At 70.8% G+C, this 22,550-nt stretch carries 14 protein-coding genes; 12 read left to right on the plus strand and 2 right to left on the minus strand.

What is annotated here, in order from left to right:
• The first annotated feature begins 20 nt into the window (after positions 1–20).
• The 5 genes from ACYVHU_RS08390 (at position 21) to gatA (ending at position 7,488) form a co-directional block, all read left to right on the plus strand.
• Positions 21–1,043: a methionine synthase gene (locus tag ACYVHU_RS08390; RefSeq protein ID WP_498948032.1), complete on the plus strand. Its 1,023-nt coding sequence runs from the start codon at positions 21–23 to the stop codon at positions 1,041–1,043.
• A 22-nt stretch (positions 1,044–1,065) separates the two neighbouring features.
• Positions 1,066–3,261, plus strand: coding sequence for an NAD-dependent DNA ligase LigA (gene ligA / locus ACYVHU_RS08395; protein WP_078762717.1), 2,196 nt, complete (start codon positions 1,066–1,068; stop codon positions 3,259–3,261).
• Between the two features lie 295 nt (positions 3,262–3,556).
• Complete coding sequence (locus tag ACYVHU_RS08400) at positions 3,557–5,614, plus strand: putative bifunctional diguanylate cyclase/phosphodiesterase (protein ID WP_078762718.1); 2,058 nt, start codon at positions 3,557–3,559, stop codon at positions 5,612–5,614.
• A gap of 78 nt (positions 5,615–5,692) precedes the next feature.
• Positions 5,693–5,992: an Asp-tRNA(Asn)/Glu-tRNA(Gln) amidotransferase subunit GatC gene (gene gatC / locus ACYVHU_RS08405; protein ID WP_078762719.1), complete on the plus strand. Its 300-nt coding sequence runs from the start codon at positions 5,693–5,695 to the stop codon at positions 5,990–5,992.
• A complete protein-coding gene (gene gatA, locus ACYVHU_RS08410) occupies positions 5,989–7,488 on the plus strand; it encodes an Asp-tRNA(Asn)/Glu-tRNA(Gln) amidotransferase subunit GatA (protein ID WP_078762720.1) in 1,500 nt (499 codons plus the stop codon). The genes gatC and gatA overlap by 4 nt, the downstream gene beginning before the upstream one ends.
• A 106-nt stretch (positions 7,489–7,594) precedes the next feature.
• Here the strand turns inward: gatA and ACYVHU_RS08415 are convergent, their stop codons facing one another.
• Positions 7,595–8,839 (minus strand): thioester domain-containing protein, encoded by a 1,245-nt coding sequence (locus ACYVHU_RS08415; protein WP_078762721.1) that lies wholly within the window; start codon positions 8,837–8,839, stop codon positions 7,595–7,597.
• A gap of 419 nt (positions 8,840–9,258) precedes the next feature.
• Positions 9,259–10,470, minus strand: a complete 1,212-nt coding sequence (locus ACYVHU_RS08420; RefSeq protein WP_432938839.1) for a thioester domain-containing protein — start codon at positions 10,468–10,470, stop codon at positions 9,259–9,261.
• 355 nt (positions 10,471–10,825) lie between these two features.
• Between ACYVHU_RS08420 and gatB the strand changes: the two genes are divergently transcribed.
• The 7 genes from gatB (at position 10,826) to ACYVHU_RS08455 (ending at position 22,521) form a co-directional block, all read left to right on the plus strand.
• Positions 10,826–12,376 (plus strand): Asp-tRNA(Asn)/Glu-tRNA(Gln) amidotransferase subunit GatB, encoded by a 1,551-nt coding sequence (gene gatB, locus ACYVHU_RS08425; RefSeq protein WP_432938842.1) that lies wholly within the window; start codon positions 10,826–10,828, stop codon positions 12,374–12,376.
• 337 nt (positions 12,377–12,713) lie between these two features.
• The gene (locus ACYVHU_RS08430; RefSeq protein WP_078762724.1) at positions 12,714–15,428 is read left to right on the plus strand and encodes a putative bifunctional diguanylate cyclase/phosphodiesterase; all 2,715 of its coding nucleotides are present in this window, start codon (positions 12,714–12,716) and stop codon (positions 15,426–15,428) included.
• Between the two features lie 272 nt (positions 15,429–15,700).
• Positions 15,701–17,470: an acetolactate synthase large subunit gene (locus tag ACYVHU_RS08435; RefSeq protein WP_432938845.1), complete on the plus strand. Its 1,770-nt coding sequence runs from the start codon at positions 15,701–15,703 to the stop codon at positions 17,468–17,470.
• 16 nt (positions 17,471–17,486) lie between these two features.
• Complete coding sequence (gene ilvN, locus ACYVHU_RS08440) at positions 17,487–18,011, plus strand: acetolactate synthase small subunit (RefSeq protein ID WP_078762726.1); 525 nt, start codon at positions 17,487–17,489, stop codon at positions 18,009–18,011.
• Positions 18,012–18,066: 55 nt separating this feature from the next.
• A complete protein-coding gene (ilvC, locus tag ACYVHU_RS08445; RefSeq protein WP_200813687.1) occupies positions 18,067–19,062 on the plus strand; it encodes a ketol-acid reductoisomerase in 996 nt (331 codons plus the stop codon).
• Positions 19,063–19,286: 224 nt separating this feature from the next.
• Positions 19,287–20,873 carry a phosphoglycerate dehydrogenase gene (gene serA, locus ACYVHU_RS08450; RefSeq protein ID WP_078762728.1) on the plus strand — a complete coding sequence of 529 codons (1,587 nt, stop codon included), beginning with the start codon at positions 19,287–19,289 and terminating at the stop codon, positions 20,871–20,873.
• Positions 20,874–21,456: 583 nt separating this feature from the next.
• Positions 21,457–22,521, plus strand: coding sequence for a 3-isopropylmalate dehydrogenase (locus tag ACYVHU_RS08455; RefSeq protein ID WP_078762729.1), 1,065 nt, complete (start codon positions 21,457–21,459; stop codon positions 22,519–22,521).
• The last annotated feature ends 29 nt before the right edge of the window (positions 22,522–22,550 follow it).

The raw sequence follows: 22,550 nt of genomic DNA on the forward strand, positions 1-22,550 counted from the left end.
GTGCTCTACCCTGATGCATCGTGAGTGATCAGCCGCGTTATCCCTGGCCTTCCGCGAGCGCGTCGGGCGTCGGTTCCCTTCCCGGCGAGGACCCCGGCGAAGCGGTCCGCGTCGTCATGGGAGAACTTCCCGAACTGCCCCATCTGCCGGAGCTTCCGGCACGTGGCGCGGGGGCGGACATGATCGGGCGCAGCGCCGGCCTGCTCGTGGAGCTGCCGGTCGAGGTGCAGCCCTCGGGGTGGCGGGTGGCGCAGCGGGCGGGCCGCGACCTCGCCCGAGCGCGCAGTTTCCTCTCCTACGACCTCGACGCGTTGGAGGAGCAGGCCCACGCCTATCGCGGGCCGCTCAAACTCCAGGTCACCGGCCCCTGGACCCTCGCGGCGTCGATCGAGCTGCGCGCGGGGGAGAAGCTTCTCGCCGACCCAGGCGCGGTCGCCGACCTGTGCGAGTCGCTGATCGAGGGCATCACCGCGCACATCGCCGACGTCCGCGCCCGGGTCCCCGGCGCGAACCTGGTGGTCCAGGTGGACGAACCGGCGCTGCCGGCGGTGCTGGTGGGCGCGGTCCCCACCGCGAGCGGGTACGGGCGGCTGCGCGCGGTCGAACGCGTACGGGTCGAGGAGCGGCTGCGTTCCCTGTTCGCCGCCATCTCCGCGGCGGATGCCCTTCCCGCGGCGCACTGCTGCGCGCCGAAGGTCCCCATCGACCTGTTGCGGCGCAGCGGGGCCCGAGCGCTGTCGCTGGACGCCACGGCGCTCACCCGCGCGTCCGACGAGGCGATCGGCGTCGCCGTGGAGGAGGGCGTCGGGCTTCTCCTGGGGATCGTCCCGGGAGTCGACGCGGTTGTGTCCGACCCTGCCGTTAACGTCGGTCCCATACGTGAGCTGTGGAATCGGATCGGATTCGACCCCGGCCTGCTGGCCGAGACCGTGGTCGTCACCCCCATCTGCGGACTGGCCGGGGCGTCGCCCCGCTACGCCCGGACGGCGTTGGCGGCCTGCCGCACGGCGGCCCGGGTCCTGCGAGACGAACCACGGCGATGACATGAGGAAAGGACGTACCCGGGTGAGCGCGGAGGAGTCGACCATCGTCGATGGGGTTCCCGCCGAGGTGCGCGAGCGCCACGCCGAGCTGAGTCAGGACATCGACGACCACAGCTACCGGTACTACATGGGTCGGCCGACCATTCCCGACGCCGACTACGACGCTTTGATGCTGGAGCTGCGCGGACTGGAGGAGCGCTACCCGTCGCTGCGCACGCCCGACTCCCCGACCCAGAAGGTCGGCGCCCCCATCAGCAACGAGTTCGCGGCGGTCGAGCACCTGGAGCGCATGCAGAGCCTCGACAACGCCTTCGACCCCGAACAGCTCGCCGCGTGGGCGAACCGGGTCGAGAACGAGATCACGGTCGACGCCTACCTGTGCGAGCTGAAGATCGACGGCCTCGCCGTCGACCTGGTCTACGAGAAGGGCCGCCTGGTACGCGCGGCCACCCGCGGGGACGGCCGTGTCGGCGAGGACATCACGCTGAACGTGCGCACGATCCAGGCCGTTCCCGAGGTCCTGGACGGTTCGCTCCAGCCGGTCCCCGACCTGCTGGAGGTACGCGGTGAGGTGTTCCTGCCGGGCAAGGCGTTCGAGGAGCTCAACGCCCGCCTGGTCGGCGAGGGCAAGCCGGCGTTCCGCAACCCGCGTAACGCGGCGGCCGGGTCGTTGCGGCAGAAGGACCCGCGGGTCACCGCCACCCGTCCGCTGAGCATGCTCGTGCACGGCGTGGGCGCCCACGAAGGGGTCTCCTTCACCCACCAGTCGCACGCCTACGAGCTGCTCGCGGCCTGGGGACTGCCGGTGAGCGACCGTACCCGGGTGGTCGGCTCGTTGGACGAGGTCCGCTCCTACATCGACCACTACGCCGAGCACCGCCACGACCCCGAGTACGAGATCGACGGCGTGGTCATCAAGGTCGACGACGTGTCGGTGCAGCGCCGGCTCGGCTCGACGAGCCGGGCTCCGCGCTGGGCGATCGCCTACAAGTACCCGCCCGAGGAGGTCACCACGCGGCTCCTCGACATCCGGGTCAACGTGGGGCGGACCGGACGGGTGACCCCCTACGGGGTCATGGAGCCCGTCATGGTCGCCGGCTCCGAGGTCGAGTTCGCCACCCTGCACAACGCCCAGGAGGTGGCCCGCAAGGGCGTCCTCATCGGCGACACCGTGGTGCTCCGCAAGGCCGGCGATGTCATTCCCGAGATCGTGGGCCCGGTCGAGGAGCAGCGCGACGGCTCCGAGCGTCCGTTCGTCATGCCGCAGGTGTGCCCCGAGTGCGGGACACCGCTGGGGCAGCAGAAGGAGGGCGACGTCGACCTGCGCTGTCCCAACAGCAGGTCCTGCCCGGGCCAGCTGCGCGAGCGGCTGTTCTACATCGCCGGCCGCAAGGCCCTGGACATCGAGGCGCTGGGCTACGTGGCGGCGACCGCGCTGACCCAGCCGCTGGAACCCGCCGAACCGCCGCTGCGCGACGAGGGAGACCTGTTCGACCTCACCGTGGACCGACTGCTGCCGATCAGGACGCAGGTCCTCGACGCCGACAGCGGGCTGCCCAAGATCGATCCGAAGACCGGCGAGCCGAAGGTGGTCACCTTCTTCGCCAACCAGAAGGGCGAGCCGAAGAAGACCGTCCAGAAGCTGTTCGAACAGCTGGAGCAGGCCAAGCAGCGACCGCTGTGGCGGGTCCTGGTCGCCCTGTCGATCCGTCACGTCGGCCCGCGCGCGGCCGAGGACCTCGCCCGCCACTTCCGCTCCATCGACGCCATCGCGGCGGCCGGCGAGGAGGAGCTGGCCTCGGTCGACGGGGTCGGCCCCACCATCGCCCGTTCGATCGTCGAGTGGTTCGAGGTCGACTGGCACCGCGAGATCGTCGAGAAGTGGCGGGCCGCGGGGGTGCGGATGCAAGAGGAGGGCGCCGACGAGGGGCCACGGCCGTTGGAGGGCCTCACCCTCGTCATCACCGGCTCCCTCGAGGGGTTCAGCCGCGACGGCGCCAAGGAGGCGGTGCAGAACCTGGGCGGCAAGGTCACCGGATCGGTGTCGAAGAAGACCGACTTCCTGGTCGCAGGGGAGAGCCCCGGGTCCAAGTACGACAAGGCGGTCCAGCTGAAGGTGCCGATCCTGGACGAGGAGGGCTTGCGGGTCCTGCTCGCCGAAGGGCCGGAAGCGGCCAAGGCGCGTGTCATCGAGGCGCTTGGGGAACACGCCGAGTAATCAATAGTCAGGAAGAGGGGTGAGTGCCCGGCCCGCCCGGGTACTCCTCACACCGACCCGTCGCCTCTACAATCCGCAGTCGGCGCGCTACCTGTCGCAGTAATCTGGAGCGAATCGGGCGATTGTTTCAGGTAATCCGAGGTTTACCTAAAGTCCCCATTTGGCGACACCTGGTGACGGAGCGGCGTAAGCTGATCTGGATGGTTCCGCACGCGTCAGAAAGGAAGGACGTTCCGGTCATGGGGGTGACCGGAGCGACCGAGACCGAATCCGCTGCATGCACCCCGAGGACGTTATGAGGGATCCCAACAACACCCGGGACATCGGTCCCCGGGTCGGGACGCCACTGTGGTTGTACTTCGCCAGCACCACGGTGGCCGGCTGCGCGCTCCTGGCAGTCTCCCTGTTCTGGCTGGGCCCCGACGAGGTGCAGTACCTCGCCGCCCAGCCGCTCGTCTGGGTCGTGCTGTGCATGGTGGTCCTCGGTGAACTACGTCCCATCGCCACCCCCCGCTCGCCCACGGACAACGGGGCGCCGACCTCGCTGCCCTTCTCCTTCGCCCTCGTCATCTTCTACGGCCTAGCGGTCGCCGGCGTCGTCCAGGCCATCGCCACCGTCATCGCGGGCGTCGCCCGAGGTCACGCGCTCCACCGCATCGCGTTCAACGTCGCGCAGTACGGGTTGAGCTTCGGCGCGGCGGGGGCGGTCATCCGGCTGCTGTTCCCCGAGACCGCCCACATGCCGTGGGTGCCCGAGGGGACCGGTCTCGTCGTCGTCGCGCTGGCCGGCGCCGCCTACTTCCTCGTCAACCTCCTCCTCGTCGAGTGCGCGGTCGCCATGCACGAGCGCGCGCCCCTGTACCGGGTGTTGATGAAGGGCATCGGCCAGCGGGTGTTCGTCTCCGGTGTCCTGCTCAGCCTGGCGCCCCTCGTCGTGGTCGCCATGGCCCACTCGGTGTGGCTGGTGCCGCTGTTCAGCCTGCCCCTGGTCGCGCTGTACAGCAGCGCCACGCTGTCGGTCAAGCGCGAACACCAGGCCAACCACGACGAGCTCACCGGCCTGGCCAACCGCAAGCTGCTCATCCTGCGCACCCAGGAGGCACTGGGGGACGCCCAGCAGAGGGAGCAGCGGGTCGGCCTGCTCATGCTCGACCTCGACCGTTTCAAGGAGGTCAACGACACTCTGGGCCACCCCACGGGCGATCGCCTCCTCCAAAACGTCGCGCACCGGCTCACCCACAGCGTCCGTCCCGGCGACCTCGTCGCCCGGCTCGGCGGGGACGAGTTCGCGGTCCTGCTGCCGCAGGTCCGCGACGCGGCCTCGGCGCGCGAGGTGGCCGCGCGACTGCGCGTGGCGCTCTCCGAGCCCATGCGGCTGGACGGCATGGACTTCGACCTGGAGGCCAGCATCGGCATCGCGCTCTACCCCAACCACGCGCCCGACTTCGAGCTGTTGATGCAGCGCGCGGACGTGGCCATGTACGTGGCCAAGGAGCGCCGCACCGGGGTCGAGCTGTACGCGCCCCACAAGGATCGCAACTCCACCGCGCGGCTCAGCCTGTTCGGCGAGCTGCGCCGGGCGCTGGTGGAGGAGGAGCTGGAGATGTTCTACCAGCCCAAGGTGGCCCTGGGGGACCATCGCGCGGTGGGGCTGGAGGCCCTGGTGCGCTGGCGGCATCCACAGCGGGGCATCCTCTCGCCGGAGGAGTTCGTCCCCCTGCTGGAGCAGTCCTACCTGATGCGCGGCTTCACCCACCAGGTGATCGAGATGACCCTGCCGCAGATCGCCGAGTGGTGGTCCCAGGGCCTGCGGTTGCCGGTGGCCGTCAACCTCTCGGCGCGGGAGCTGCTCGATCCGACCCTTCCCGAGATCGTCGCGGCCGGACTGCGCCGCCACGGGGTCGACCCGCGGGCGCTGCGGTTGGAGATCAGCGAGCGGGTCATGGTCGCCGAGGACGACGCCGTCACCCCCACGATCCTGGCGCTGGCCGACCTCGGGGTCTCGCTCAGCCTCGACGACTTCGGCACCGGCTACTTCACGCTCGCCAGCCTCAACGGGCTTCCGGTCGAGGAGATCAAGATCGACGGCTCGTTCGTGCGCAGGGCCGCCGACGAGAACGAGGGGCGCGTCATCGTGGGCTCGGCCATCGACCTGGTGGCCGCGCTGGGCATGCGCGCGGTCGCCGAGGGGGTCGAGACCGCCCGGGTCGCCGGGGCGGTGCGCGCCATGGGCTGTTACGCGGCCCAGGGCCGCTACTTCGCCCCGCCCCTGGAGGCGCCCCAGGCCACGGCCTGGCTGCTGGAGCACGGCGGCTTACAGGTCTCCCAGGAGCGGACGGGGTCGGCGGGCTGAGCGCGGACCACTCCGCGGGGCCGCGCGCGGGAATAGGATTGACCTGTCCGAATCCGCCGAAGGAACGGTTTGCAATTCATGTCCGCCATCACCCGCGATGAGGTCGCGCACCTCGCCCGGTTGTCGCGGCTGGCGCTGCACGAGGACGAGCTGGACCAGCTCGCCGCCCAGCTCGATGTGATCATCTCCGCTGTGGCCAAGGTGCAGGAGGTCGCCAAGGGCGACATCCCGCCGACCTCGCACGCCCTGCCGCTGACCAACGTCTACCGCCCCGACGAGTCCCGTCCGGGGCTCTCCCCCGACCAGGCGCTCGCGGGGGCGCCCGCGGTGGAGGACGGACGGTTCCGCGTGCCGCAGATCCTCGGGGAGGAAGAGTGAACAACGACCTCATCCGGCTGAGCGCGGCCGAGCTCGGCGCGGCCATCCGCGCGGGCCAGACCAGCGCGGTCGAGGCGACGCGCGCCTACCTCGACCGGATCGCGGCCGTCGACGGTGACGTCAACGCCTTCCTGCACGTCGACGACGAGGTGGCGCTGGAGCAGGCCCGCGCCGTCGACGCCCGCATCGCCGCGGGCGAGGAGACCGGTCCGCTGGCGGGCGTCCCCGTCGCGCACAAGGACGTCTTCACCACCAAGGACATGCCGACCACGGCGGCGTCGAAGATCCTGGAGGGGTGGCGGCCGCCCTACGACGCGACGGTCACCGAACGGCTGCGCGACGCCGGGCTGGTCATCCTGGGCAAGACGAACATGGACGAGTTCGCGATGGGCTCCTCCACCGAGAACTCCGCCTACGGTCCCACCCGCAACCCCTGGGACCTCGACCGCATCCCCGGCGGCTCCTCGGGTGGCTCCTCCGCCGCCGTCGCCGCGTTCGAGGCGCCGCTGGCCACCGGCACCGACACCGGCGGTTCCATCCGTCAGCCGGCCGCGGTGTGCGGCCTGGTCGGTGCCAAGCCCACCTACGGCGGCTCCTCGCGCTACGGTCTCATCGCCTTCGCGTCGTCGCTGGACACCCCGGGTCCCTTCGCGCGCAACGTGCTCGACGCCGCGCTGCTGCACGAGGCGTTCTCCGGACACGACCCGCGCGACTCCACCTCCATCGACGCCCCGGTGCCGCCGGTGGTCGAGGCGGCCCGCCGGGCCGACGTCGCGGGGCTGCGGATCGGCATCGTCCGCGAGTTCTCCGGCGAGGGCTATCAGGCGGGCGTGCTCCAGCGGTTCAACGAGGCCGTCGAGCTGCTGGAGTCCATGGGGGCCAAGGTCGTCGAGGTCTCCTGCCCGAGCTTCACCACCGCGCTGCCGGCCTACTACCTGATCGCGCCCAGCGAGTGCTCCTCCAACCTCGCCCGCTTCGACGCGATGCGCTACGGCCTGCGTGTCGGCGACGACGGCACCCGCAGTGCCGAGGAGGTCATGTCGCTGACCCGCGCCGAGGGCTTCGGTCCCGAGGTCAAGCGCCGCATCATCCTGGGCACCTACGCGCTGTCCAGCGGTTACTACGACGCCTACTACGGTTCGGCGCAGCAGGTGCGCACGCTCATCAAACGCGACTTCGACGCCGCGTTCGAGCACGTGGACGTGCTGGTGTCGCCCACCACCCCGACCACGGCGTTCCCGCTCGGCGAGCGTACCGACGACCCCATGGCCATGTACCTCGCCGACCTGTGCACGATCCCGACCAACCTGGCCGGTAACGCCGCGCTGTCGGTGCCGTGCGGGCTGGCTCCCGAGGACGGCCTGCCCGTGGGCCTGCAGATCATGGCGCCGGCGCTCGCCGACGACCGCACCTACCGGGTGGGGGCCGCCGTCGAGGCCGCGCTGAGGGACGCCTGGGGCGGCGAGCTGCTGGCCAAGAACGCCTACGCCGTCTGAGGCCGACGTCCGGGAACGGACAGGGCGAGGGCCCGCCACCGTGGATCCACGGTGGCGGGCCCTCGCGTCATACGCTCCGCCTCATGGGCGCGGGCGCGGCGCCGGATCAGGCGTCGCGGCCGGCCTTGCGCTTGCGGGACAGGTACATCGCGGCACCGCCACCACCGATGGCGACGACGGCCGCGGCGACCAGACCGCCCAGCGCGGCACCGGTCACGGGCAGGGAGTTGCCCGGCTTCTCGTCGGCCGGCGGGGTCGGCTTGTCCGCGGGGGGCGTCTCAGCCGGCGGCGTGGACGCGGGCGGGGAGGCCGGCGGGGTCGACGGCGGGGTCGAGGGCTCCTCCGACGGCGACTCGCTCGGCGACGGGCTGGGGGTCTCGGCCGGGGTGCCCTCGGTCCAGGTGACCTTGGCCTGGGCGGAGGCCTCGGTGGTGCCGTCGCCCGCGGTGATCAGGGTCTGGGTGGGCTTGTTGGGGTCGACGCCCTTGAACAGGCGGCCGATCTGCACCTCGGTGGAGATGGAGCTGGAGACGGTGGCCTCGCCGGGGGCGACGCCTTCGTCGACCTTGACCGCGAAGGTGCCGCCGTTGGCGGCGGTCTCGATCTCCTTGCCCTCGGCGTCGACGATGCTGACGCCGTCGGGGCCGTTCAGGGTCAGCGGGACGCTCTCGGCGGTCGTCTCGACCGTGAACTCGCCGATCGTCTCACCGGCCTTGCCGGAGGCCTCGTTGGGCGTGATGGTCAGCGAGGCGGGGTGCGACTCGACCTCCTGCGCGTTCTCCAGCAGGTAGTCGTAGAAGTCGAGGATGTCGTCGCGGTGCTCCCGGCCGCCGCCGCCCTTGAGCTCGACGCCGTTGCTGTGGTGCCAGATGGCGGCCTGGGTGGCCGACATGGCCTCCTTGGCGTCCAGGTCCTCGACGCCGGAGGCCTGGGCGAGCTCCTCGGCGGAAACGCGCGGGTAGGAGTTCTGCAGGATCCACAGGACCTTGCCCGGCTGGGAGTTGGCGAAGTCGCCCTCGCCCGGGTACTCGCTCCAGGCGCCCTCGGAGTAGCTGGCGCCGCTGCGGATGGGGGTCACGAAGTCGATGCAGTAGGCCGGAAGCTTCGCCCCGTCGGTCAGGGTGAGCTCGAACAGCGTGGTGCCGACCTTGCCGTCACTGCCGAAGTCGAGGGTGAATCCCTTCTCGACATTGCCGGTGTACTTGCCCTGCGCGCCGCCGGAGTAGACCTCGTCGGCGGAGGCGCCGGGGGCGGCCAGGCCGAAGGCCAGCAGGGCGGCGGCGGAGCCGGCCACGGTGGTGATGGCGCGGTTACGCCAACGGGGGGATGGGGGGAGCGTCTTCTCGATCAAGTTATTTCCCAGTGAGATATTTAGGGGGAACCGGATACAGATGCTGCGTCGCGTGTCGCCACGCTCGGGCCGGGAGTGATCTGAGTCGTCGCCGACCGGGAGGAGGAACCGGTTTCTCTGGGTGGACGCCCGCCGAAGACGGCCGGGCTGGCTCGGTGGGCCCGCGGGTTCGAGCCCGGGAGCGGCGGTCGGAGTGTGTAAGAAACCCGTAAGCAAACGGTCTCGACCGCCGCACCGCCAGATACTAGCGACCCATTTCCGGGCTTCCAACACGGTTCACTAAAAATGCGCGGATCTGTTTTGCTGAGTCCGTAATCGATGACCGTTCGTGATCACGCCATCGCCGCTGGTGGACGAACCGGCGGCGGGTCACCGCCCCGTGGGGGCACCCGTACCGCTGCGCGTCGGGAAGAAGGTCGTCACCTGCGCCGACGGCGAGTGAGGAACATCGCAAGGCCACCTATGGCCAGCAGGACCAGTCCCGTGATGACGATCGTCCCGGCCCAGGTGCCGGTGAAGGCGAGATCGTTTTCGGGCCGCTTGTCCTCGGCGATGACAACGGGCCCCGAAGGAGCCGACGCGGTCGGAGAGCCGCCCTCCGACGGTGCGGGCGAGGGAGCCGAGGACGAGGGCGAGGGGGACGGCTCGGCGGCCGGCGGGGACGCCTCGGCGCTGGGCGTGGGAACGGACGCGGGGGTCCAGCTCACGGTCGCCGAGACCGACGCGCTCACCCCTTCGACGGATTCCGCGGTGATCAGGGCCTGCGTCTTGACCCCGTCCTTGCCGACGAAGAGCCGGCCCGCCTCCACGGTGGCGTTGTCGGAGGTGGCGTAGAGGGTGGCGGTCCCCTCGGGGGCCGAGGCGTCGGGTTGCAGCAGGACCTCGCCGTCGGCGCGTACCTCGGTGACGGGGTTCCCGCTCGGGTCGACCAGGTTCGCCGACGGCGCCCCGTTCACCCGCAACCCCACCGGCGACTCGCTGGTGGTGCGTACCGTCAACGGGCCGAGCGGGGCGCCCGTCTCGCCCCGGACCTGACGCGGGGAGACCTCCAGCGAGGCGGGGGGTTCGGCCGCGCCTCCCCGGTCGGCGACCTCGATCAGGTGGGCGTAGAGCGCCTCGACCTCCGGCGCGTTGCCGCTGAGCACCCCCACCCTGAGGTCCACCCCGTTGCTGTAGTGCCAGACCGCGGCCTGCGTCGCGGCGATCGCCTGCGGGGGGGTCAACGTGACCAGGCCGGTTCGCCTGCGCAGCTCCTCCAGTCCCACCCTCGGGTAGGAGGAGAGGATCACCCGGTGCACCCGCTCGGCGTTGTCGACGAACTCGCGGGGTTCGGGGTACTCCTCCCAGTCCGCCTCCACGTAGGCGGCCCGCGGGTCCACGCTCGTGCTCAGGTCGGCGCAGTAGGCCCGCACGAAGGAGTCGTCGTCGACCCGCAGGTTGAACAGCGTGGTGGAGGCGGCGGCGCCGTTCTGACCGGCCAGATGGACGGTCGTGCCGGCCTCGCCGTTGCGGTCGACCCGGGCGATCCCGGTGGACTCGGCCTCGACGGGCAGCGCCGGGCCCCAGCCGAGGAGGACGGCCGTGGTGAGGGCGGCGAGGGCACGCCGCGCGATGGAGGTGATGCTGGGCAAGGGGGTCCCCTGGACGGATCGGTGGGACGTGCGCCCGAGGCGGGCGGGAGAACGGGAACTCGCGTTCGAAACCGGGTCCAAAGAGTAGTCGCCCCCCACCACCTGGTCCGGCGAACCACTCCACCGGTCTCGAATCGTGTACTAGCTGTGACCTTGTGATTCCCCGACGGATGGTGACCATCACAGCAGGGCCCGTAGGGGTGACCGGGCGCCGGACCGTTCCCGACATCGGTAGGCTTCTTGACGTGCCCCGCGTCCCACTGCCGATCGGCGCGGGCACGACCGAACGGCGAACGTCCTCGCTGGTGGGGCAGTGCGCAGCGGGACCCCTCGGATACGGAAACGGGTTGCGGCGATGGGTAGCGCGGTAACGAGTGGCCCTGCCACGAGTGGTGGTCCGGCGCTGATGGCGTACGACGACGCCTTGGCCAAGTACGAGCCGGTGCTCGGGCTGGAGACCCACGTCGAGCTGGGCACCCGCTCGAAGATGTTCTGCTCCTGCGCCACGACGTTCGGCGCCGAGCCCAACACCCAGGTGTGCCCGGTCTGCCTGGCGCTGCCGGGCTCGCTGCCGGTGGTCAACGGCACGGCGGTCGAGAGCGCGATCCGGCTGGGGCTCGCGTTGAACTGCTCCATCGCCTCGTGGTGCCGTTTCGCCCGGAAGAACTACTTCTATCCGGACATGCCGAAGAACTACCAGATCTCGCAGTACGACGAGCCGTTGTGCTTCGACGGTCACCTCGACGTCGTCGTCGACACCCCCGAGGGGCCGCGCGAGTTCCGGGTCGAGATCGAGCGCGTCCACATGGAGGAGGACACCGGTAAGACCGCGCACCTGGGCGGGGCCACCGGACGTATCCACGGCGCCGAGTACTCCATCGTCGACTACAACCGGGCCGGCATCCCGTTGCTGGAGATCGTCACCAAGCCGATCGAGCACACCGGCGAACTCGCCCCGCTGGTCGCCCGCGCCTACGTCACCGAGCTGCGCGACCTGGTCCGCGCGCTGGGCATCTCCGACGTGCGCATGGAGGAGGGGTCGCTGCGCTGCGACGTCAACGTCTCGCTGATGCCGCGCGGCGCCACCGAGTGGGGAACGCGCAGCGAGACCAAGAACGTCAACTCGCTGCGCTCGGTCGAGCGGGCCGTGCGCTACGAGATCCAGCGGCACGCCGCCGTGCTGGACTCGGGGGGCCGCGTCGTCCAGGAGACCCGCCACTTCCAGGAGAACACCGGCGGGACCGTCGCGGGCCGCAGCAAGGAGGAGGCGCAGGACTACCGGTACTTCCCCGACCCCGACCTCGTCCCGGTCGCGCCGAGCGCCGAGTGGGTCGAGGAGCTGCGCGCCGGCCTGCCCGAGCTGCCGGCCGCGCAGCGCCGGCGGATCAAGGCCGAGTGGAACCTGTCGGACGAGGAGCTGCGCGACCTCGTCAACGCCGACGCCATCGGCCTCGTCGCGGCGACGGTCGACGCCGGCGCCCCGCCGGCCGAGGCGCGCAAGTGGTGGCTCAACGAGCTGTCGCGCCGCGCCACGGAGTCCGAGGTGGAGCTGGCCGCGCTGTCCATCACGCCGGCCCAGGTCGCCCGCGTCGTCGAGCTCGTGGCCGAGGGGTCGTTGACCAACAAGCTGGCCCGCCAGGTCATCGACGGCGTCCTCGCCGGCGAGGGCGGGCCCGACGAGGTCGTCGAGGCCCGGGGCCTCAAGGTGGTCAACGACGACTCCGCGCTCGGCGCGGCCGTCGACCAGGCCATCGCCGACAACCCCGACGTCGCCGAGAAGGTGCGCGGTGGCAAGATCGCGGCGGCCGGCGCCTTGGTCGGCGCGGTGATGAAGGCCACCCGAGGCCAGGCCGACGCGGGACGGGCCCGCGCGCTGATCCTGGAGCGCCTGGGCGTGCAGGGGTAGGCCGGCGCCCGGCGCGGGACTCCCGCCGGTCCCCGGGGATCGGCGGGAGGTGTTCACGTTGTGTGATCGTCTTGTCGCCGGGTCTCAGCTTCTTCTCTATCTGGCCGTGACCTAGGCGAAATAGCCTGGTCACGTAGAACCAGACGCCCGCGCGCCGCGGGGGTTCCTCCCCGCTCCGCGTCCGCCCGCAGGTCAGAGCCGACCTCGGGCGACTGCGGCCGGATCCGTGCGGACCGCCCCCTGGGCCGGTCACGACGGGCTCCGGGGCGATGACTGGAAGGGTGCCCATGTTCACGACATCGGGACGTGCCATCCCGGCGGATTCTCGGGCATCGCGATGAAGGGCGACACCCGGATCTGGCTCGGTGCCATCGTCTCGGTCGCTCTGCTGTACGCGCTGGGGACGCTCGTCGACACGGGCACCGGCCTGTCGCTGACGGCGCGCGGCGGTACCTGGCCGACCGCCCTGGCCTCCGGGCTGGCCGCGGCCAGCCTGTTGTTCGCGGCACGTGAGCGTGAGGGCGGGGCGGGGGAGGACGATCCCACGGCCGAGGGCACCGACGGCGTGGCGGCGCTGCGCTTCCTCGGCCTCGCGGCGTCGGCCTGGTGCGCGGGGGCCGTGGTCTACGGCGCGACCGGCCTGTTCGGTGCGAGCGCGACGTTCTCGCTGACCTTCGGTGATCTGTTCTCCCTCGCGGCCCTGCCGCTGTTCGTGCTTGGTTTCCTGCGTTTCGCGCCGTTGCCCCAGGGCGTCCGGCCGATATTGCGGCACGTCACCGACAGCTACGTGTGCGCGGCGGCGGTCTTCGCGGTGGTGTGGTTGCTGCTGTTCGAGCCGCTGTACCGGGACCTGGGCGAGAACCCCGGGGTGATCGGGCTCGCGCTGGTCTACCCGGTCGCCGACATCGTGGTGCTGTGCCTGCTCGCGCCGCTGGTGTTCACCTCGCCGCACGGCACCCGCCGCGCGGTGCTGCTGGCGATCGGCGCGTTCGTCATCATCTGCGGTGCCGACCTCATCAGCACCATCACCCGGCTGACGGGCGAGCCCGTCGCGGGGGGCATCGAATACCCGGTGCGGTTGCTGGGGTTCGCGTTGCTGGCCGCGCTGCCGTGGTTGACCCGGGCCGGCGCGGGCTCCCCGCCCCGCCGGATCACCGGACGGGGGCTCTACCGTTTCGCGCCCGAGATCGCCGCCGCGTTGGCGCTGGCGGTCGCCGCCGTCACCCTGTCGGTCGCCGCCCTGCGCGTCGAGGGGGTGGCGCCGATCCTGCCGGTGGCGGCCGGGTCGGCCGTGCTGGTCCTGCTGGTACGCCTGTTGGGGCTGCTGGAGGAGAACTCGACGCTGGGCCGCATGGTGGCCACCCGCGAACGGCACTTCCATGAGCTGGCGCGCAACAGCGGGGATGTCATCCTCATCCTCGACAAGGACGGCACCATCTTCTACGTCAGCCCGGGGGCGGCCGAGACGTTCGGCTACCGGCTCGACGACATCCTGGCCGGCCCCGTCACCGACCTGGTGCACCCCGAGGACCTGCCCCGGGTGGGCGCCGCGATGTCGGCGTTCGAGCGCGGTGCCGGCGAGGGGATGCACCTGCGCATCCGGGTGCGCGCGGCCGACGGCACCTGGCGGCACACCGAGTCCACGGCGTCGCTGTATGAGCGGCCGGGCGAACCCGACCGGCTGCTCGTCACCACGCGCGACATCAGCGCCCAGGTGGCGCTGGAGGAGCAGGTCAACCATCTGACCTTCCACGACGGCATCACCGGCCTGCCCAACCGCGCCTACCTGGAGGAGCGCGCCCGCGAGGTCCTGGCGCGCCGGGACCGGGCCGAGACCGGTCCCGACGGGGTGGCGGCGATCTTCCTCGACCTCGACGGGTTCACGGCGGTCAACGACTCCGCCGGACACTCCTTCGGCGACTACCTGCTGGCCCAGGCGGCCCGCCGGCTGCGGGCCACGATCGGGGCGGAGGACACCTTGGCGCGCTGGGGGGGTGACGAGTTCGCGCTGCTCATCGAGGACGGGGCGCGTCCGCAGCGGGTCGTCGACCTCGCCGAGCGGCTGGTGCGGGCCATCGGTGGCGAGCCGTTCCAGATCGCCGATCGCGAGGTGGTGCTGTCGGCGAGCGTGGGGGTGGCCTTCGCCGAGCCGGCGACCGACAGTGGCGAGCTGCTGCGCAACGCCGACATGGCCATGGCGCGGGCCAAGGAGCTGGGCGCGGGGGGCCGCGTCGAGATCTACGCCGCGCACATGCACACCGAGGTCGTACGGCGCCTGGAATTCCAGACGCGCCTGCGGCAGGCCCTGGCCGACCGCGAGTTCCTGCTGGAGTACCAGCCGGTGGTCGATCTGGAGAGCTCCCGCGTGACCGCGGTCGAGGCGCTGGTGCGCTGGCGGGACGAGGACGGGCTGGTGGGGCCCGACGAGTTCCTCGGTCCCGCCGAGGAGTCCGGGCTCATCGTCCCCCTGGGGGAGTGGATCCTGCGGGAGGCGTGCGCCAAGGTCGCGCTGTGGCGTGCCGCCGACTGGGACATCGGGCTGGCCGTCAACCTGTCGGTCAAGCAGATCCTGTCGCCCCGTTTCGTCGAGACGGTCGCCGGGGTGCTCGCCGACACCGGTCTGCCGGCCGACGCGCTGACCTTGGAGGTCGACGAGGAGGTGCTGCTGGAGAACCCCGGCGACGCCGTGGCCAGCCTGGCCGAGCTGCGTGGCCTGGGGGTCCGACTGGCCATCGACGACTTCGGGATGGGCTACGCCTCGCTGGCCCACCTGCGGCGGTTGCGCGTGGACGAGATCAAGATCGATCCGTCCTTCATCCGGGACCTGGGCAACGACGGGACGGTGACGCTGCTCACCAGCACGATCATCCGGCTGGGCCAGGACCTGGGGGTGCGGGTGATCGCCGAGGGCATCGAGAGCATGGAGCAGCTGGAGCGGTTGCGCGCGATGGGGTGTGTCTACGGGCAGGGGTTCCTCGTGGCCGGCCCCATGGGGGCCGAGGGTGTCGAGGCCCTTGTCGGGGGCGAGACAGGGACACCACTGGGAAGGTGAGGTAGGTCGCACCTACGGGACGGTTCCCACCTGCGAGTGAACCGCATGGTGATCATCTTGTCTCGAATGTCGAGACAAAACGGCGTTTCGGTTGACGCGGCGCCACACTCTCCGTCATCGTTGTCACCGTGCAGAGCAACCCGATGATTCTCGTACTTGGCCAGCGCGCAGCAAGCTGACCAAGCTCTCGTTGCGCGCTCCCCTCAACCGCGTCCTCGGCGGTGGGGGGTTTTTTGTTGCCAGACACACCTACAGCCCTCTCGAAGGATCTAGTGATGACCGAGCAGATGACCGGAGCCCAGTCGCTCATCAGGTCGCTGGAGCATGTCGGCGTCGACGTGGTGTTCGGAATCCCGGGCGGGGCGATTCTGCCCGCCTACGACCCCCTCTACGACTCCGTCAAGGTGCGCCACATCCTCATGCGGCACGAGCAGGGCGCCGGTCACGCCGCCGAGGGGTACGCCTACGCCACCGGACGCCCCGGCGTCTGCATGGCGACCAGCGGTCCCGGGGCCACCAACCTGGTCACCCCGCTGGCCGACGCGCACATGGACTCCGTCCCCATGGTCGCCATCACCGGTCAGGTGGCCACGTCCCTGATCGGCACCGACGGCTTCCAGGAAGCCGACATCTGCGGCATCACGATGCCGATCACCAAGCACAACTTCCTGGTCCGCGAGGCCGCGGACATCCCCCGCACCATCGCCGAGGCCTTCCACATCGCCTCCACCGGTCGTCCGGGCCCGGTCCTCGTGGACATCGCCAAGGACGCCCTCCAGGCCGCCGTCGAGTTCTCCTGGCCGCAGCGGCTGGAACTGCCCGGCTACCGCCCGGTGACCAAGCCCCACGGCAAGCAGGTCCGCGAGGCCGCCCGGATGATCGCCGAGGCCAGGCGTCCGGTCCTCTACGTCGGCGGAGGCGTCCTCAAGGCCCGGGCGGCCCGGGAACTGCGGGTGCTGGCCGAGCTGACCGGCCTGCCGGTCGTCACCACGCTGATGGCGCGGGGGGCCTTCCCCGACAGCCACCACCAGCACCTGGGCATGCCGGGCATGCACGGTACGGTCGCCGCGGTCGGCGCCCTCCAGCGGGCCGACCTGATCGTCGCGCTGGGCGCCCGGTTCGACGACCGGGTCACCGGCAGGCTCGACAGCTTCGCCCCCGACGCCAAGATCGTGCACGCCGACATCGATCCGGCCGAGATCTCCAAGAACCGGCACGCCGACGTCCCGATCGTCGGCGACTGCCGCGAGGTCATCGCCGACCTCGTCGTCGCCGTCCGCAACGACCAGGCCGCCGGCCGCCAGGGAGACTACGCCGCCTGGTGGTCCCAGCTCAACCGGCTGCGCAACGACTACCCGCTGGGCTACGAGGACCCGGGCGACGGCTCGCTCGCCCCGCAGTACGTCATCAAGCGCCTCGGCGAGATCGTCGGCCCCGAGGCGGCCTACGCCGCGGGCGTCGGCCAGCACCAGATGTGGGCCGCCCAGTTCATCGACTACGAGAACCCGGGCACCTTCCTCAACTCCGGCGGCGCCGGGACGATGGGTTTCGCGGTCCCGGCCGCCCTGGGCGCGAAGGTCGGTTCCCCGGATCAGACCGTGTGGGCGATCGACGGCGACGGTTGCTTCCAGATGACCAACCAGGAGCTCGCCACCTGCGCGGTCGAGGGCATCCCGATCAAGGTGGCCGTCATCAACAACGGCAACCTCGGCATGGTCCGCCAGTGGCAGACCCTCTTCTACGAGGGGCGCTACTCCAACACCAACCTGCACACCGCCCCGGCCCAGGGCAGCGAGAAGGTCCGGATTCCGGACTTCGTGCGCCTCGCGGAGGCGTACGGTTGTGTCGGACTGCGGTGCGAGCGCGTCGAGGACGTCGACGCCACCATCGAGAAGGCCATGGCCGTCGATGACGCGCCGGTCGTCGTCGACTTCACGGTCAACCACGACGCGATGGTGTGGCCGATGGTGGGCCCCGGCATCAGCAACGACGACATCCAGTACGCGCGCGACATGGCGCCGGACTGGGACAACGAGGAATAGGAAAGGGTCCCGTCCCATGAGCCTGCACACGCTTTCCGTCCTCGTGGAGGACACGCCGGGCGTCTTGGCCCGGGCGTCCGCGCTGTTCTCCCGCCGCGGTTTCAACATCCACTCCCTCACGGTGGGACCCACCGAGTACGAGGGACTGTCCCGGATGACGATCGTGGTCAACTGCGACCGCCACCCCTTGGAGCAGGTGACCAAACAGCTCAACAAGCTGGTCAACGTCATCAAGATCGTCGAGATGGACGCCGACGCCTCCGTGCGTCGTGAACTGCTGCTGGTCAAGGTCAAGGCAGACGCCGCCAGCCGCAGTCACGTGCTGGAGACCGCCGAGCTGTTCCGGGCGCACGTCGTCGACGTCAGCCCGGACGTGGTCGTCATCGAGGCCACCGGCAAGCCCGAGAAGCTTGAGGCGCTGATCCGCAATCTCGAGCCGTTCGGCATCAAGGAGCTGGTGAAGTCCGGTCTGGTCGCGCTCGGCCGCGGTCCGCGGTCGATCACCGACCGTTCGCTGCGCGCCATCGAGCGCACCGCCTGACCTCCCGGGACTCCCGGCTCGTCTGCAGAGAAGAAGAATCAAGGAGTAAGCCGAAGTGGCAGCAGAGATGTACTACGACGACGCCGCCGACCTCAGCGTCATCCAGGGACGCAAGGTCGCCGTCATCGGTTACGGCAGCCAGGGCCACGCGCACGCCCTGTCGCTGCGTGACTCGGGTGTCGACGTCCGGGTCGGCCTCGCCGAGGGCTCCGCGAGCCGTCCCAAGGCCGAGGAAGAGGGCCTGCGGGTGGTCACCCCGGCCGAGGCGGCCCAGGAGGCCGACCTCATCATGATCCTGGTGCCCGACCACATCCACCGCGACCTCTACGCCAACGAGATCGCCCCGCACCTCAACGAGGGCGACGCCCTGTTCTTCGGCCACGGGTTCAGCATCCGCTACGGCCTGATCGAGCCGCCCGCGGGCGTGGACGTCGCCATGGTCGCCCCCAAGGGGCCGGGTCACCTCGTGCGCCGCCAGTTCGAGGAGGGGCGCGGTGTCCCGGTGCTCGTCGCCGTCGAGAAGGACGCCTCCGGCAACGCCTGGGAGCTCGCGCTCTCCTACGCCAAGGGCATCGGCGGCACCCGCGCCGGCGCGCTCAAGACCACCTTCACCGAGGAGACCGAGACCGACCTGTTCGGTGAGCAGGCGGTCCTGTGCGGTGGTGTGTCCGAGCTGATCAAGGCCGGGTTCACGACGCTGGTCGAGGCCGGCTACCAGCCCGAGGTCGCCTACTTCGAGTGCCTGCACGAGATGAAGCTCATCGTCGACCTCATGTACGAGGGCGGGATCTCGAAGATGAACTGGTCGGTCTCCGACAACGCCGAGTACGGCGGCTACACCCGCGGCCCGCGGGTCATCACCGAGCAGACCCGCGAGGAGATGCGCCGCATCCTCGGCGAGATCCAGGACGGTACCTACGCCCGTGAGCTCGTCGCCGAGTTCGACGCGGGCCGGCCGAACTTCCTCAAGCGCCGCGAGGCCGAGCAGAACGAGCAGATCGAGAAGGTGGGCGCCGAGCTGCGTCCGCTGATGAGCTGGCTCAAGGCCTGAGCCCCTCCGGCGGGACACGGGCCCGCCGTGGATGGCCCGGGCGGCGTCGGCCGCCCGGGCCTTCGTCGTTCCGGCCGGTCATGGCCAGGTCGATGTCACGCCCCTTCTCGGGTCGATCCCGACCGCCGCACTAGACTTTGCGCAGGCCGTTCCGTCCGCGCACGGTGCGGATACGCCCAAGCCGCTTCGCGCGCGGCAACGTCGCAACCACGAAGGAACAAGCTGTGCCCAAGCCCTCCGTTCTCGTCGCGGAAGAACTCTCGCCCGCTGGTATCGCCCTGCTGGAGGAGGACTTCGACGTCCGCACCACCAACGGCGCCGACCGGTCCCTGCTCCTGCCGGCCCTCGCCGACGTCGACGCCCTGATCGTGCGCAGCGCGACCAAGGTCGATGCCGAGGCGATCGCCGCCGCCCCCAACCTCAAGGTCGTGGCGCGGGCCGGCGTCGGGCTGGACAACGTCGACGTCGAGGCCGCCACCAAGGCCGGTGTGCTCGTCGTGAACGCGCCCACCTCCAACATCGTCAGCGCCGCTGAGCAGGCCATCAACCTGTTGCTGGCCACCGCCCGTAACACCGCCGCGGCCCACCGGGCGCTGGTCAACGGCGAGTGGAAGCGTTCCAAGTACACCGGTGTGGAGCTCTACGACAAGACGCTGGGCATCGTGGGCCTCGGCCGCATCGGTGTCCTGGTCGCCCAGCGGCTGAGCGCGTTCGGTATGAAGGTCATCGCCTACGACCCCTTCGTGCAGCCGGCCCGCGCCGCGCAGATCGGTGTCGAGGTCGTCGACCTCGACGAGCTGTTGCGCCGTAGCGACTTCATCACGGTCCACCTGCCCAAGAACAAGGACACCCTCGGCCTGATCAGCGACGACGCGTTGAGCAAGGTCAAGCCGAGCGTGCGCATCGTCAACGCGGCGCGTGGCGGGATCGTCGACGAGGATGCGCTGTACCGGGCCCTCAAGGAGGGACGGGTCGCGGGCGCGGGCATCGACGTGTTCGCCAAGGAGCCCTGCACGGACAGCCCGCTGTTCGAGTTCGACAACGTGGTCGTGGCCCCGCACCTGGGCGCCAGCACCCACGAGGCCCAGGAGAAGGCCGGCACGCAGGTCGCCCGTTCGGTGAAGCTGGCCCTGTCCGGGGAGTTCGTCCCCGACGCGGTCAACGTGCAGGGTGGCGCGGTCGCCGAGGACGTCAAGCCGGGGCTGCCGCTGGCCGAGAAGCTGGGCCGGATCTTCACCGCGCTGGCCGGGGGCGTGCCGGCGCGGGTGGACGTCGAGGTCCGTGGCGAGATCGCCGTGCACGACGTCAAGGTCGTCGAGCTGGCGGCTCTCAAGGGCGTGTTCCGCGACGTGGTCGAGGAGGCCGTCACCTACGTGAACGCGCCGCTGCTGGCCAAGGAGCGTGGCGTCGAGGTCACCCTGGTGACCAGCGAGGACAGCCCCGACTGGCGTAACCTCATCCGTGTTCAGGGCACCATGGCCGACGGTCAGCGGGTGTCGGTGTCGGGCACGTTGTCGGGCCCGCGTCAGACCGAGAAGCTCGTGGAGCTCAACGGTTACGGCATGGAGATCACGCCGACCGAGCACATGGCCTTCTTCTCCTACGACGACCGCCCGGGCGTGGTCGGCACGGTCGGCGCCCTGCTGGGCGAGGCGTCGGTGAACATCGCCGGCATGCAGGTCGCCCGTGACCAGGAGGGCGGCAAGGCCCTGATCACGCTGACCGTCGACTCCGTGATCCCCGACGAGACCCTCCAGACGATCTCCGCCGAGATCGGCGCCGTCACCAGCCGCCGCGTCGACCTGGACTGACCAGGCGGGCGTGACGCTGCCCGGCCCCCGCGGTGGTGTCCGCGGGGGCCGTTGTCGTCGGCGCCCGTTCTGGAGATCTGCTCGGACGTCCGATAATCTGTCGTCCTAAGGAGTGGACGAACGGTGACCATGCCGCGACTCCACGCGAGCGGCGCCGCGCCGGGGCACCCGCCCGGGCGGCGCACCCCGGTCCGGCGATCCCGCCGGGGTGACGTGTTCCGGCGGCGCGCCCGGCCCGTACGGGGCCGAACGCGCGAACGCCCCTCTTTCCGCTTCCGCGTCCCTCGGAGGATCGCCGTGTACGAGACCGAACCCACGTCGCCGGAGAGCCACGACGAGGCCGCCCGGGCCCTCCAGACCGCTTTGGACCGCCGCGACAACGGAGGGCCGTTGCGCGCCTGAACGCGCGCCTCTTCCGCCTTTCCCGGGGGAGGGCGGTTCCCGCGACCACGCACGTCGGTAGTCTTGTCTCATCATCGTCACCTTCGGTCTCAAAATGTGAGAAACCGGGGGGTGTGGTGCCGACCGCGGCGGACCGCACGGACGTGACATCGACACTGCCGAAGTAGAGGCTGGGCTTTTTATGGCTGCTCGCACCGTGAAGTTGGCCGTCATCCCCGGTGACGGAATCGGTCCCGAGGTCGTCGCCGAGGGGTTGAAGGTCCTCTCGGCCGTGGCCCCGCGGCACGATCTCGCGCTCGACACCACCGAGTACGAGCTGGGCGCCAAGCGCTGGCACGCCACGGGCGAGACGCTGCCCGACTCCGTCGAGGAGGAGCTGCGCGGGCATGACGCCATCTTCCTCGGCGCCGTCGGCGACCCCTCGGTCCCCAGCGGTGTCCTGGAGCGGGGTCTGCTGCTGCGCCTGCGCTTCTCCTTCTCCCACTACGTCAACCTGCGGCCGGTCCGCCTCTACCCGGGCGTGACCACGCCCCTGGCCGACACCACCCCCGACGACATCGACATGCTCGTCGTGCGCGAGGGGACCGAGGGGCCCTACGCGGGCATGGGCGGCGTGCTGCGCAAGGGCACCCCGGGCGAGATCGCCACCCAGGACAGCGTCAACACCCGTTTCGGCGTCGAGCGGGTCGTCCGCTACGCCTTCGAGAAGGCCGCGGCCCGGCCGCGCAGGAAGCTCACCCTCGTCCACAAGGACAACGTCCTCACCTTCGCCGGCGAGCTGTGGCAGCGTGTCGTGCGCGAGGTCGGCGAGGAGTACCCGCAGGTCTCCGTCGACTACTGCCACGTCGACGCCGCCACGATGTTCTTCGTGACCCAGCCGCACCGGTTCGACGTCGTGGTCACCGACAACCTGTTCGGCGACATCATCACCGACCTCGGCGCCGCCGTCGCCGGCGGCATCGGCCTGGCCGCCAGCGGCAACATCAACCCCGAAGGCGACTTCCCCAGCATGTTCGAGCCGGTTCACGGCTCGGCTCCGGACATCGCGGGGCAGGGCAAGGCCGACCCCACGGCGACGATCCTGTCCGCCGCGATCATGCTCGACCACCTCGGCGCCGCCGACGCGGCGCGGCGCGTCGAGCGCGCCGTCGCCGAGGACCTGCGCGACCGGGCCAAGGACGCCGTCGAGCGTTCCACCTCCCGCATCGGCGACGACATCGCCGCCCGAGTAGCCGAGCAGGGCTGAGCACCCCTCGGCCCTGCTGCCCCGCGGCG

Source organism: Marinactinospora endophytica, assembly GCF_054780875.1.